The sequence below is a fragment of the Arthrobacter sp. MYb214 genome (assembly GCF_002979865.1).
Lineage (GTDB): Bacteria > Actinomycetota > Actinomycetes > Actinomycetales > Micrococcaceae > Glutamicibacter.
In genome coordinates this window covers 107,504-120,252 of sequence record NZ_PCPZ01000005.1, presented here as the reverse complement: position 1 = coordinate 120,252, position 12,749 = coordinate 107,504, and the positions used below count along the sequence as shown (strand labels likewise).

Genomic DNA, 12,749 nt, shown 5'->3' with positions numbered 1-12,749 from the left:
GCTTCCATCGTATCGGGGCGGGCGCGAAGCGCTGAACTCGATCGATGCGGAACAATGGAAGCATGACGATCAAGGTGCTGGCAGTTGGCAAGAAACACGAATCCTGGGTGGACGAGGGAATTTCCCGCTACGAGAAGCGGCTGAAGAAGCCCTTCAATCTCACCTGGCAGCTGCTGAACCATTCCTCGCGCGAGAACGACGCGGCCCGCACCGAGGAATCCGCGCGCATCCTGGCCAAGATCGATGACCGGGATTTCGTGGTGCTGCTCGATGAACGCGGCAAGAACGTGGACTCCCCTGCGCTGGCCAACACCCTGCGCACGCCGATCGATTCCTCGCGCAATGTCGTGATCATCATCGGCGGCGCGTACGGCGTGGACGCATCCGTGCATGCGCGGGCCAATTTCACCTGGTCGCTTTCGAAGCTGGTCTTCCCGCACCAGCTGGTGCGCTTGATCCTCACCGAGCAGCTGTACCGCGCGCAGGACATCCTGGCAGGCGGGAAGTACCATCACGTTTAAGCCATTCCCTTGACTTTCCAACTTGGAAAGACAAGACTTTCCATAACGGAAAGTGGGGAAATCATGGCTGAGGGGCAAGAACGAATCGACAAGCTGACCGCCGCGGAGCGCCTGGCCTCCGCGGACCAGGCCTCGAACAAGATGGTCGCTGCCGGCACTTCTTCCCGGGCCACCCTCTTCGTGTACGTGGTGCTCGGGAGCACCGCGATGAGTCTTGAACATGTCCTTTCGCCAAAGATGGCTCTGGCGTTATTCGCGGTGGCTGTCGTTGCAGCCCTCGTGCACTACGTGATTATGCGCAGCCGCGCCAAGATGCGCCCTTTGCTCAGCAGCTCGGCAACCTACGGCTGGTACGCGTTCCTGGCTTCAATGATCGTGATGTGCCTGCGCTTTTGGGTCGCCGAGGACCCTTGGAGCATCGGTGCGAAATTAGTCGTCTCCTGCACCGCCTTATCGCATTTGCTTTCCGCCGCGCAAACGGCATGGGACAAGGACCGTGTGCAAGATGCCCAGGAAATGGCGGTCTAGCCAGGTGAACAATTCGCAGATTCCCTCGGAGCGCGAAGCCGCTTCCCAACTCGCCGCGGCCGAAGAAGCTGCGAGCGGCACCGTCAGCGCCACCGAAGCCCCCGGGGCATTCATGATTGTCCTGGGCCTCGCCACGTCGGCAATCTTTTCGCTCTACGGAGTCATCGACATCGCCCTTTGGTACTGGTCGCCGGTGCTCTTTGTGCCATTGATCGCCTGGTACGCCTACTGGTCGCGCCAGCGGCCCAAGTCCCGTCCTGCATTGCGGCACTCGGGCAAATACATCGCTGTCATGCTGTTCATGATGCTCGCCCTGCAATTGTGCACCTTCTGGATTCCCCAGACTTGGCTGTTCGCGATACCCAAATTCCTCGCATTGGCCGCTGTCTTCACCGGTTCCCTGTGGATCATGCGCCGCGAAACCATCAAATCCCGCATCAAGGATGGAAATGAACAAGCCATCTAGCAATGCGCAATTCGACGAGCTGATCCATGCACCCATCCGCCTGCGCATTTGCGCCAGCCTCGCCCCGGTGCAGTGGGCAGAATTCGCGCACCTTCGCGGCATCCTCGATGTCGCCGACTCCGTCTTGAGCAAGCACCTCAAGCAGCTCGCCGATGCCGGGTATATCGGCATCGAGCGGTTCACCAAGCTGGGGCGCAGCCATATGCGCGTTTCGCTGACCAAATCCGGACGCCGGGCCTATGTCAGCCATGTGGCGGCCCTGCGGGAGATCACGGCGGGCGGATAATGGCCGATCTTGTCGTTCGCAGACCGTAGTATCGATTCCATGAGCGATGTCCTGTCCCGGTTCGGCGCAGCCACCCGCAAGTGGTTCACCGACGTCTTCTCCGCGCCCACGGTTGCCCAGAGTGGCGCCTGGGAATCCATCTCGGACGGGAAGCACACCCTGGTCATCGCGCCTACCGGCTCGGGCAAGACCCTGGCCGCGTTCCTCTGGGCACTGGACCGGCTGCACCACGCGGAACTTGACGCTCCAGCATTGCCGGGGATGGACTCCGATGCCGATCATCCAACGGGCAATGGCACCAAGGTGCTCTACATTTCTCCGCTGAAGGCCCTCGGGGTCGACGTGGAGCGCAACCTGCGTTCTCCGCTCGCTGGCATCCGCGCCACCGCGCACGAAATGGGCTTGTCCCAGCCGTCGGTGTCGGTGGGAGTGCGCTCGGGAGACACCCCGGCCAACGACCGGCGCAAGCTGCTCAAGGACCCGCCCGAAATCCTGATCACCACGCCCGAGTCGCTGTACCTGATGCTCACCAGCCAAGCACGCAAGTCCCTTGCCGAGGTGCACACCGTCATCATCGATGAGGTCCACGCGATTGCCAATACCAAGCGCGGAACCCATTTGGCCCTGTCACTGGAACGGCTCGACGCGCTGCTGCCCGCCCCGGCCCAGCGCATCGGGCTCTCTGCCACCGTCGAGCCGCCCGAAGAAGTGGCCCGCTTCCTGGCCGGCTCCGCCCCGGTGAACATCGTGCGCCCGCCGTCCACCAAGAAATGGGAGTTGGCGGTGCGCGTCCCGGTGGAAGACATGACCGACCTGCCTTCCGCGGCCGGAGCGCATGATCTGGGTCCGGGTTCCTCCCCCGCGGCGTCGGCGAGCATCTGGCCGCATGTGGAGAACCAGCTGGTGGATCTGGTGCTGGACAACCATTCGACCATCATCTTCGCCAACTCCCGCCGGCTGGCCGAGCGGCTGACCGGACGGCTGAACGAAATCTACGCCGAACGCGAGGGATTCAGCGCCGAGGATGCTTCCACCTCCACCCCTGCAGCGCTGATGGCCCAGGCCGGCTCCACCGCTGCCGCGCACCCGGAAGCTCCGTTATTGGCCCGTGCCCACCACGGCTCGGTGTCCAAGGATTCGCGCGCCCAGATCGAGGAAGACCTGAAGCTGGGCAAGCTGCGCGCCGTGGTGGCCACCAGCTCCCTGGAACTCGGCATCGACATGGGGCTGGTGGATCTGGTGATCCAGGTCGAATCCCCGAACTCGGTCTCCTCGGGGCTGCAGCGCGTGGGCCGTGCCGGGCACCAGGTCGGCTCGGTCTCCCGGGGCGCTTTCTTCCCCAAGCACCGGGCGGACCTGCTCTCCACCGCCCTGGTGGTCACCCGCATGCGCCAAGGAGCCATCGAGAAGATGGTGATCCCCGCCAACCCGCTGGATGTGCTGGCGCAGCAGACCCTGGCCGCGGTGGCCATGGACGACTTGGACGTAGAGCAATGGTTCGACACCGTGCGCCGCGCCGCCCCCTACCAGCAGCTGCCGCGCAGCGCCTATCTGGCCACCTTGGACATGCTCTCGGGCAAGTACCCTTCGGATGAATTCGCCACGCTCAAGCCGCGGCTGATCTGGGACCGGGATGCCGGCACCCTCACCGCCCGGCCCGGGGCGCAGCGCCTGGCCGTGATTTCCGGCGGCACCATCCCGGACCGCGGGCTGTTCGGGGTTTTCCTGGCCGGATCCGAGGATGACAAGGCGCCCAAGCGCGTGGGCGAGCTGGACGAGGAAATGGTCTACGAATCGCGCGTCGGAGACATTTTCGCCCTCGGGGCGACCAGCTGGCGCATCGAGGACATCACCCACGACCGGGTGCTGGTCACCCCGGCCTTCGGCCAGCCCGGAAAGCTGCCCTTCTGGCACGGCGACGGGCTGGGACGCCCGGTGGAACTCGGGGCGGCGCTGGGCGAATTCACCACGAAGCTGCTGGCCAGCGAACGCATCGAAGCGGCCGAAGTGCTGCACGGCAGCGGGCTGGATCCGTTCGCCGCGAACAATCTGCTCAACTACCTGGACGAGCAGCGCCGGGCCACCGGCCAGGTGCCCAACCACCAGAATTTCGTGGTCGAGCGCTTCCACGATGAACTGGGCGACTGGCGGGTCATCCTGCACTCCCCGTTCGGCTTGGCCGTGCACGCCCCGTGGGCGCTGGCCGTCGGCGCGCGGGTCCGCGAACGCTGGGGGTTGGACGCCTCGGCGATGGCCGCCGACGACGGGATCGTGCTGCGCATCCCCGCCATGGACGATGAGCCGCCCGGGGCGGACCTCTTCGCCTTCGAAGCCGACGAGATCATCGAGGTGGTCACCTCGCAGGTGGCCAATTCCGCGTTGTTTGCCTCCCGCTTCCGCGAATGCGCCGCCCGCGCGCTGCTGCTGCCGCGGATCAACCCGACCAAGCGCACCCCGCTGTGGCAGCAGCGCCAGCGTGCCAGCCAGCTGCTGGATGTGGCCCGCAACTACCCGGACTTCCCGATCATCCTGGAAACCGTGCGCGAATGCCTGAATGATGTCTACGATCTGCCGGCGCTGTCCAGGATCCTCTCCAGCATCTCCTCGCGGGCCATCCGCCTGGTGGAAGTGACCACCGAGCTGCCTTCGCCCTTCGCCCAATCCCTGCTTTTCGGCTACGTGGCGCAGTTCCTCTACGAATCCGACGCGCCGCTGGCCGAACGCCGCGCCGCCGCCCTGAGCCTGGATCCGGTGCTGCTGGGCGAATTGCTCGGGCGCAACGACGTGCGCGAGGTGCTGGACCCGCAGGTCATCTCGGCCTTGCAGGAGCAGCTGCAGCATCTGGCAACCAACCGCCGGTTGGCGGGCATGGAAGGCGCCGCGGACCTGCTGCGGCTGCTGGGTCCGCTGGATGCCGTGCAGCTGGCAGCCCGGCTGCGCGATCCGGCCGATGACGAGGCGGCGCTGGATCCTGCCAGCGCCCGGGCCCACGCCGAGGCCCTGGTTTCCACGCGCCGGGCTTTCACCTTGCGCCGCTCCGGCCAGCTGGTGTACGCGGCCATCGAGGATGCCGGCAAGCTGCGCGATGCGCTGGGCACCCCGCTGCCCACCGGCATCCCGGCGGCCTTCCTGGAGCCTGCCACCGCTCCGATCCAGGACCTGGTCTCGCGCTTCGCCCGCACCCACGCCCCGTTCACCCTCGGGGAGCTGGCCGCGCAGCTGGGACTGGGCGTCGCGGTGCTGCGCCCCGTTCTCGACCAGCTGGTGGCCGCCGGCCGCTTGTCGCTGGGGGCCTTCCGCCCGCTGGAGCTCGTCCCCGAAGGCGTGGCCGGCGACGAATACTGCGACGTGGCGGTGCTGCGCACCATCCGCACCCGATCCCTGGCGGCGCTGCGCGCCGAGGTGGAGCCGGTGGACCAGCACACATACGGGCGCTTCCTGCCGGCCTGGCAGCAGATCGGTTCTTCGCTGCAGGGAGCCGACGGCGCCTATGAAATCGTTGCCCAGCTCGCCGGCGCCGAGGTCCCCGCCTCCGCCCTGGAATCCTTCGTGCTCCCGGCCCGGCTGAGGGGCTACCAGAATTCCTGGCTGGATGAGCTGTGCAGCTCCGGGGATATCCTGATCTGCGGCGCCGGAGCCGCCGGGGGCAAGGACGGCTGGCTGTCGCTGCACACCGCCGAGCATGCAGCGCTGAGCCTTCCCCAGCCCGATGCCAGCGCGCTGCAAGCCCTGGACCTGCGCGTGCTCCAGGCTTTCGAGTCCACCGGCGCCTACTTCGCCGAGGAGCTGGCCGGGCGCATCCACCGCAGCGATGACCCGGCGGCCAGCAGCCACGAGGTCGCCGAATCCTGCTGGAGGCTGTTCTGGGCCGGGTACATTTCACCGGATACCATGGCGCCGATCCGCGGCTACCTGGCCGGCGGAAGCACCGCGCACAAAATCGCCAAGCCCGCCCCGCGGGCCCGCGCCGCACGATTGAACCGGCTCTCCGGGCTGAACCGGCTGGCCCGGGAACAAGCCGGCGGGCCGGCGCGCGGCTCGCGCGGCGCGGCCCGCTGGTCGCTGCTGCCCGCACCGGTAGCGGACCCCACGATCAGCGCCCACGCCACCGCGGAAATCATGCTGGAACGCTACGGGGTGCTCACCCGCGGCTCGGTGGCCGCCGAGTCGGTGCCCGGCGGCTTCGGCCAGCTCTACCGGGTGCTCTCGAAGCTGGAAGAAGCTGGCCATGCCCGGCGCGGCTACTTCGTCGAGAAGCTCGGCGCCGCCCAGTTCTCCACCTCCACCACCATTGACCGGTTGCGCGGATTCCAGCTGGCCGATGACCCGCGCCGCCAGCCGGTGGCCACGGTGCTGGCTTCCACCGATCCGGCGAACCCCTATGGCGCGGCGCTGGCTTGGCCTGCGACCGAAACCGGGCACCGCCCCGGGCGCAAGGCCGGCGCAATCGTCGGGCTGCTCAACGGGGCCCTGAGCCTCTATCTGGAGCGCGGCGGGCGCACGGTGCTGACCTTCGGGCAGCTGCCCGAGCCGTCCTGGCGCATCCTCGCCACGGCGATGGTCGCCGCGCTGCGCACCGCCCAGGTCGACAAGATCGCCATCGCCACGGTCGACGGGCAGCCGGTGCAGGACCATCCGGTCGGCGCCGCCCTGCTGGGCGCCGGTTTCTATGCGACGCCCCAAGGCATCCGCTTCCGCCGCTGACCCGCTATCGAAGGAGCGCTGCCCATGCCCGAAGGCGATACCGTCTACCGCGCCACCGCCCGCCTGCACCAGGCGCTGGCCGGCGAAATCCTGCTGGCCTCCGATTTCCGCGTCCCGGCCCTGGCCACCGTGGACGTCGCCGGGTACACGGTGCGCGAGGTCATCCCCCGGGGCAAGCACCTGCTGATGCGCCTGCAGCCGCCGGCTACTGCCAACCCGGCCTTCGCCCAGCCTGCGCTGACCTTGCATTCGCATCTGCTCATGGACGGGCGCTGGGATCTCTATGCGCCAGGCGAACGCTGGAAGCGCCCGGCGCATACCGCCCGGGTGGTGCTGGAAACAGCAAACGCCAAGGCCGTGGGCTTCGAGATCGCCCAGGTGAAACTGCTGCCAACCGAACAGGAATCCGAGGTGGTCGGCCATCTGGGACCCGACCTGCTCGGGCCGGACTGGGATGCGCAACGGGCGCTGGACAACCTGCGCGCCGATCCGCAGCTGGGCATCGGCCAAGCGCTGCTGGACCAGCGGATCATGGCCGGGGTGGGAAATGTCTACCGCAGCGAGATCCTGTTCCTGCGGCGCGTGCATCCGCTCACCGCGGTGGGCGAGGTGGCCGGCCTGCCGGCATTAATCGAACTGGCCCACCGCTTGCTGGTGGTGAACAAGGACCGGTCGCGGCGGGTGACTACCGGGCAGCCGCGCACCCGCGACCCGCTGTGGGTCTACGGCCGGGCGTCGAAGCCCTGCCTGCGCTGCGGAACCCGCATCGGGCTGCTGCGCATTCCCTCGGCTTCCACCGGTGCCGAGCGGGACTGCTACCTGTGCCCTTCCTGCCAGCCAGCGGCCTAGGCGGCGGGGCGCGGCTGCAAGCCTAGAGGTCGACTTCGCCCTGCACGCAGCTGTTCACGTCGCCTCCCACCCAGACCACGCCGTCCTCCACGCGCAGATGCACCCGGCCCTGGTACCCGATCGCGGTGCCTTGGGCGGCGATGTAGCGTTCGGGAGCCAACCCGGAATCGGCCAGCCACCGGGCCAGGCCCGCATTGAGGCTGCCGGTAGCCGGGTCTTCCCAAACTGGGTCCCCGCCGACGAAAGCACGCACTTCGAACTGCGTGCCGGCCTCTGGCTCCTGCGGACCTGCAACCCCGATGGCCAGCGTCCCCAGGGCGTTGGGATCCGGGTCCAAGGCCAGTACCTGCTGCGCACTGGAGAGCCTCACCCCGATCCATTCCGGGCCGTTGACCAGCCATGAGGCATCCTGGATCTGCTCCCGGGGAATCGCCAGTACCTCGGCGATGCGCTGCACCAGCAATTCGGCAACCGGTTCGTAGCGGGTCAGCGGCGGTGCAGCGAACCATAGCCGTTGCGGCTCAACGCGCACCTCCACCAGCCCGGCGGCGCATTCCTGGATGACCCGTCCCTTCTTCTTGGGAACCCCGCCGGCCTTCAGCCAGGCAAAGGCCGAGCCCAGCGTCGGGTGGCCGGCGAAGGGGAATTCCTGGGTGGCAGAGAAGATCCGCACCCGGTAGTCGGCGGCCGGATCCTCCGGTTGCATCAGGAACGTGGTCTCGGCCAGATTGGTCCACTTGGCAAATCCTTGCATCTGCCCGCTGGCCAGGCCTTCTGCATCGTGGACCACAGCCAAGGGGTTGCCCAGATATGCAGTGGGAGAAAAGACGTCGACTTCGCTGTATTTACGCATGGCCATCGAACCAACCTAGCAGACCGCGGCCTGCGCGGTCCTGGCAAAGATGGGAGAATAGCCCCTATGGCTATGGAATCCCCGCTTCCCGTGCGCAACGGCGTCAATGCAACTCGTCTTCGCCTCCCGCGGACCGGTTCGTGGGCAACTGTCGCAGATTATTTGCTTGAGCGCTTCGGCCATGTGGATCCAGAGGGCATCCTGCGCCGCTTCGATGATCAGCAGATCGTTGGCTTGGGCGGCACTCCGCTCACTCGCCAGACGCCCCTGGGCGAGCACGAATTCATTTGGTACTACCGTTCCCTGCCGGTAGAAACTCCCATTCCCTTTGAAGCCAGGATCCTGCACCAAGACGAGCATCTGCTGGTCGTGGACAAGCCGCATTTCCTCCCCACCACACCCGGCGGACGCTTCATCCAGGAATCCGCGCTGGTGCGCCTGCGCAACCAGACCGGCATCGATGATTTGGTGCCGATGCACCGGCTGGACCGGGCCACCGCCGGGGTCATTCTTTTCGCGGTGAATCCGGCGACCCGCGGCGATTACCAGATGCTCTTCGAACGCCGCGAGATCGCCAAGCGCTACAAGGCGGTGGTCGCCCTGCAGCCGGGCGAAGGCCTGGAAACTGGACGGGTGCTGCATCCAAATGGGGAGCATTCGCAGGTCAAACCGGAATCCGAGCTGCGTGGCCTGCTGCAGCGGATGCCGCTGCTCTTCGAGAACCGGATGGCCAAGGTCAAGGGCCAGCTGCGTTCCATTGTGGAAGAAGGCGAGCCGAACGCCCAGACCCTGGTCAAGCTCGAGGCGATCGGAACGAGCACCGGTTTCCATGCCGGGCTGGAGGTCGCCTTGATGGATCTGGAACCGCGATCGGGCAAGACCCATCAGCTGCGAGTGCACCTGGCTTCCTTGGGCCTGGGCATCATCAATGACGCGTTCTATCCGCGGCTGTGGGATCTGGCCCCGGATGACTACCGGCGCCCGCTGCAATTGCTGGCGCACACCATTTCCTTCACCGATCCGCTGACCGGCCACGCGCGCAGCTTCAGCTCGCAACAGCGGCTACTGGAAGCGCCGTCGGTCCCATAACCTCTTCTCACGGGGGAAGAATTGCCCTAGGCTGGTGCCTATTATCCCGTGCCCCGTAAGGATGAAGGCAAGATGGCCGAACACCAGCGGACCCCGCAACTCGATTCCCTGGTGGAGTCGGCCCAGTCTGCCATTGCTTCGGCGGCAGAACGGTCCTCCTTCGTGTTGCCCTACTCGGCGCCAGATCATCGCCCCAACCCTGCAGTGGAACCTTTCGACACGGTCCGCGGATACCTCTTGGGCGCGTCGGGCTTATTGCTGCTGCTGACCTCGTTGGCGTTGCCTTCCGGCTTGCATGGACGCGCGCCGTCCAGCCTGCTGGATACCAGCCTGGTGCATTCGGTGTTGTGGCCGGCAACTGCCATCGCGCTGGTCCTGAGCGCCGCGTTTTCGCTGCGCCGCGATCAGCTTTCGGCGCGACGCCAACGAATCATTTCCGTTTATTCGATCCCGGCCACAGCGATGATGGCCTGCGCCATCACCCTGGCCTCCGGGTTCTTGGCCATCAGCGCTGCCATCCTGGCAACCATCGCTTCGCTGCTGTCCCTGTACGGCGTGCTCCAGCTGAACAGGAATACTGCGCGAAACCGCTTGGAGCGCTGGGCAACGGATGCCCCGGTAAGCTTCTTTGCCGGTTCCAGCCTGGTCTATGCCCTGCAACTCTGGTTTGCCGCCGCCGGATGGAATGACGGCGGGCAGGGACTTCCTGCTGTGGTGGTGGCGGCCGGAATTTCAGTGGTTGCCGCCGCCTTCGCCCACTCGGAGCGCGGCCGCCACGCCTTTGCCAGCGGCTTCGGAATCTGCATGATCGCCGCTGCCATCCAGGGCTGGCTCAATGAGTCCGCACCGCTGTGGGTCTGCGCGGTCTGGATCTTCATGGCCTTGCTGGTCTTCCTGATGGCCGAGAACCGCCGGTTCCAGATCAGCCATGCCGAGCACCGTGCGCAGCGCGGCAAGCCCATAGAGTTCTAGGACTGGCCGCGCCCGCCACGGGTGCCTAGCGTGGCGCCATGCGGATGGCTCCATCAAGGCGAATGGTTTCGCCGTTGAGCATCGGGTTGGCCACGATGTGCTCCACCAATGCCGCGTATTCTTCCGGACGTCCAAGACGCGAAGGATGCGGCACCTGGGCTCCGAGCGAGTCCTGGGCAGCCTGCGGCAGGCCGGCCATCATCGGCGTGTGGAAAATGCCCGGTGCGATGGTCATGACGCGGATCTGGTGGTTCGCCAGCTCGCGAGCCAGCGGCAGGGTCATGGCCGCTACTGCTCCCTTGGAGGCCGCATAGGCCGGCTGCCCGATCTGGCCGTCAAAGGCCGCCACCGACGCGGTGTTGATGATGACCCCGCGTTCGGTGGTTCCCTGCTCATCGCTCAGCGCTTCGCTATGCGCCATGGCTTCTGCGGCCAGGCGGATCACGTTGAAGGTGCCGTTGACATTGATGTCCAGCACCTTGGCGAAGCGCTCCAGCGGCAGCACTCCGTCGCGGCCCAGCACCTTGCCTGGTGTTGCCACACCGGCGCAATTGACCAGCACCCGCAGGGTGCCAAGTTCCTTGGCACGTTCGATGCCGGCAGCCACCTGCTGCGCGTCAGTGACATCAGCTGGCACGAAGCGGACATTCGCGCCGATCTCGGCGGCGATTTCATCGCCATCCTCACGCGGCAGGTCGAGTACCACCACATGCCTGGCGGCGGTGGCCAGCTTCTGCGCCGTGGCGCGTCCCAATCCCGATAGGCCGCCGGTGACCAGAGCGACTGAATCCTGCAACTGCATATTTACCCCTTTGTAGACAGTGGTCTTGTGATCTACATTACTGGCCAGTTGCGTGGAGGCGAAGAATCTTGCCCGCGGGCATGGAAAAACCGCTGGACCCCGCGATGGGATCCAGCGGCTCTTGCACTGTCCTGCAGCCTAGTGGCTCGGAACCGTCGCAGGCTCGGCTTCGACTCCAGCCGATTTCTTCTTGCCGCCAAGCAGGAAGCCGATCACCACGATGCCGATGCTGCAGCCGGCACCGATCAGGAAGCCAGGTTGGAAGCCTTCGACCGAAGCGGTCAGCGGATCGCCGCCAGCTGCGATCTTCGCGGCGGTGGATGAGGCGACAACGCCAACCAGCAGGGCGGTGCCCATGGCGCCCGCCAACTGCTGCAAGGTCGAGAGCAGGGCCGAACCGTGCGAGTGCAGGCTGTGCGGCAGCGGGTTCAGCGCAGTGGTGAAGGCCGGGGTGAAGATGAAGGCCAGGCCCAAGCTCATCACCAGGTGCATGACCACCAGCAGCCAGATCGGAGTGTCCACATCCAGGACCACCGCGTAGCCCAGCAGCGAAACCAGCAGCACCAGGGCGCCGGGAACGATCAGCGGACGGGCGCCGACCTTGTCGTAGAGCTTTCCGACCAATGGCGCCAGGACACCCATCAGCAGACCGCCCGGGAGCATGATCAAACCGGTGGTCAGGGTTTCAATGCCCAACACGTTGGTGAAGAACATCGGCAGCAGGATGATCACGCCGAACAGCGAAATCATCGAGAACATCATCAGCACCAGCGAAAGGGTGAAAGCCCTGTAGTTCAGCGGACGCAGATCCAGCAGCGCCTTGTCTTCCTTCTGCAGGTTCAGCTGCAGGAAAACGAAAGCGAGCAGGCACAGAATCGCGCCAACAAGGATGCCCAGGTTCAGCGGGGTGACGCCAACCGACAAGCCGCTGAGGCCGTAGACCAGGCCGCCGAAACCCGGGATGGCCAGAATCAGCGAAGGAATGGACAGCGGCGTCGAGGCGCCGTCAACGTCCTTGGACAGTCGAGGGGTGCCGATCAGCAGAGCCGCTACCGCGATCGGGATGATCACGATGAACATGAATCGCCACGACAGGTACTGCAAGATCAGTCCGGATACCGTCGGGCCGATGGCCGGGGCTACGGAGATCACGATGGAGACATTGCCCATCAGCACGCCGCGGCGCTCAGCCGGGACCAGATGCAAGATGGTGGTCATCAGCAGCGGCATCATGATGGCGGTGCCGCTGGCCTGGATCACGCGGGCCACCAGCAGGACGCTCAGGCCCGGCGCGAGGGCAGCCAGCAGGGTGCCCAGAGTGAACAGGCCCATGGCCAAGACGAAGACATTGCGGATGCTCATCCGCTGAAGCAGGAAGCCGGTCATTGGAATGACCACGGCCATAGTCAGCATGAAGATGGTTGACAGCCACTGAATCGCGTCAGCGGTGACATTGAATTCATCCATCAGAACAGGCAGGGCCACGTTCATGATGGTCTCGTTCAGGATGACCACGAAGCTGGAAACAATCAGCACCGCAATCGTGGTGAAGTTCTGTTTGCTCAGTCGTTCTGGAGCGTTCGTCACGGCAGGAATCTGCTTCCACGAGGATTCGGAAAAAGGAAACGCTATCTGACGCTTGCGGCTGCTTCGCCGGGCAAGGAAGTTCAAATAGCTCT

General features: G+C 65.7%; 11 protein-coding genes. 8 read left to right on the top strand and 3 right to left on the bottom strand.

The features are described 5' to 3' along the window. Nucleotides 1-62 precede the first annotated feature (62 nt). From CQ012_RS13345 to CQ012_RS13320, 6 genes are all read left to right on the top strand, one after another. Complete coding sequence (locus CQ012_RS13345; protein WP_181148922.1) at nucleotides 63-521, top strand: 23S rRNA (pseudouridine(1915)-N(3))-methyltransferase RlmH; 459 nt, start codon at nucleotides 63-65, stop codon at nucleotides 519-521. A gap of 63 nt (nucleotides 522-584) precedes the next feature. Beyond that, the gene (locus tag CQ012_RS13340) at nucleotides 585-1,049 is read left to right on the top strand and encodes a hypothetical protein (RefSeq protein ID WP_105658580.1); all 465 of its coding nucleotides are present in this window, start codon (nucleotides 585-587) and stop codon (nucleotides 1,047-1,049) included. Between the two features lie 4 nt (nucleotides 1,050-1,053). Further along, nucleotides 1,054-1,515, top strand: coding sequence for a hypothetical protein (locus CQ012_RS13335; RefSeq protein ID WP_105658581.1), 462 nt, complete (start codon nucleotides 1,054-1,056; stop codon nucleotides 1,513-1,515). After that, a complete protein-coding gene (locus tag CQ012_RS13330; RefSeq protein ID WP_105658582.1) occupies nucleotides 1,499-1,801 on the top strand; it encodes a transcriptional regulator in 303 nt (100 codons plus the stop codon). The genes CQ012_RS13335 and CQ012_RS13330 overlap by 17 nt, the downstream gene beginning before the upstream one ends. 39 nt (nucleotides 1,802-1,840) lie before the next feature. Continuing rightward, the gene (locus tag CQ012_RS13325; protein WP_105662434.1) at nucleotides 1,841-6,505 is read left to right on the top strand and encodes an ATP-dependent helicase; all 4,665 of its coding nucleotides are present in this window, start codon (nucleotides 1,841-1,843) and stop codon (nucleotides 6,503-6,505) included. 24 nt (nucleotides 6,506-6,529) lie between these two features. Next, nucleotides 6,530-7,354 (top strand): DNA-formamidopyrimidine glycosylase family protein, encoded by an 825-nt coding sequence (locus CQ012_RS13320; protein ID WP_105662433.1) that lies wholly within the window; start codon nucleotides 6,530-6,532, stop codon nucleotides 7,352-7,354. A 22-nt stretch (nucleotides 7,355-7,376) separates the two neighbouring features. Here the strand turns inward: CQ012_RS13320 and CQ012_RS13315 are convergent, their stop codons facing one another. Further along, nucleotides 7,377-8,213, bottom strand: a complete 837-nt coding sequence (locus CQ012_RS13315; protein ID WP_105658585.1) for a PhzF family phenazine biosynthesis protein — start codon at nucleotides 8,211-8,213, stop codon at nucleotides 7,377-7,379. A gap of 60 nt (nucleotides 8,214-8,273) precedes the next feature. Between CQ012_RS13315 and CQ012_RS13310 the strand changes: the two genes are divergently transcribed. Both CQ012_RS13310 and CQ012_RS13305 read left to right on the top strand, forming a co-directional pair. Next, a complete protein-coding gene (locus CQ012_RS13310; protein WP_105658586.1) occupies nucleotides 8,274-9,296 on the top strand; it encodes a pseudouridine synthase in 1,023 nt (340 codons plus the stop codon). A 72-nt stretch (nucleotides 9,297-9,368) separates the two neighbouring features. Continuing rightward, nucleotides 9,369-10,268, top strand: a complete 900-nt coding sequence (locus CQ012_RS13305; protein ID WP_105658587.1) for a hypothetical protein — start codon at nucleotides 9,369-9,371, stop codon at nucleotides 10,266-10,268. 25 nt (nucleotides 10,269-10,293) lie between these two features. Here CQ012_RS13305 and CQ012_RS13300 read toward each other — a convergent pair whose 3' ends face one another. Further along, nucleotides 10,294-11,070, bottom strand: coding sequence for an SDR family NAD(P)-dependent oxidoreductase (locus CQ012_RS13300; RefSeq protein ID WP_105658588.1), 777 nt, complete (start codon nucleotides 11,068-11,070; stop codon nucleotides 10,294-10,296). Between the two features lie 138 nt (nucleotides 11,071-11,208). Continuing rightward, nucleotides 11,209-12,657 carry an MDR family MFS transporter gene (locus CQ012_RS13295; RefSeq protein ID WP_105658589.1) on the bottom strand — a complete coding sequence of 483 codons (1,449 nt, stop codon included), beginning with the start codon at nucleotides 12,655-12,657 and terminating at the stop codon, nucleotides 11,209-11,211. Nucleotides 12,658-12,749 lie beyond the last annotated feature (92 nt).

Coding starts and splice junctions, on each gene's coding strand:
- CQ012_RS13345 (WP_181148922.1), top strand. CDS start 63: ATGACGATCAAGGTGCTGGCAGTTGGCAAGAAACACGAATCCTGGGTG.
- CQ012_RS13325 (WP_105662434.1), top strand. CDS start 1,841: ATGAGCGATGTCCTGTCCCGGTTCGGCGCAGCCACCCGCAAGTGGTTC.
- CQ012_RS13300 (WP_105658588.1), bottom strand. CDS start 11,070: ATGCAGTTGCAGGATTCAGTCGCTCTGGTCACCGGCGGCCTATCGGGA.
- CQ012_RS13320 (WP_105662433.1), top strand. CDS start 6,530: ATGCCCGAAGGCGATACCGTCTACCGCGCCACCGCCCGCCTGCACCAG.
- CQ012_RS13315 (WP_105658585.1), bottom strand. CDS start 8,213: ATGGCCATGCGTAAATACAGCGAAGTCGACGTCTTTTCTCCCACTGCA.
- CQ012_RS13310 (WP_105658586.1), top strand. CDS start 8,274: ATGGCTATGGAATCCCCGCTTCCCGTGCGCAACGGCGTCAATGCAACT.
- CQ012_RS13305 (WP_105658587.1), top strand. CDS start 9,369: ATGGCCGAACACCAGCGGACCCCGCAACTCGATTCCCTGGTGGAGTCG.
- CQ012_RS13330 (WP_105658582.1), top strand. CDS start 1,499: ATGAACAAGCCATCTAGCAATGCGCAATTCGACGAGCTGATCCATGCA.
- CQ012_RS13340 (WP_105658580.1), top strand. CDS start 585: ATGGCTGAGGGGCAAGAACGAATCGACAAGCTGACCGCCGCGGAGCGC.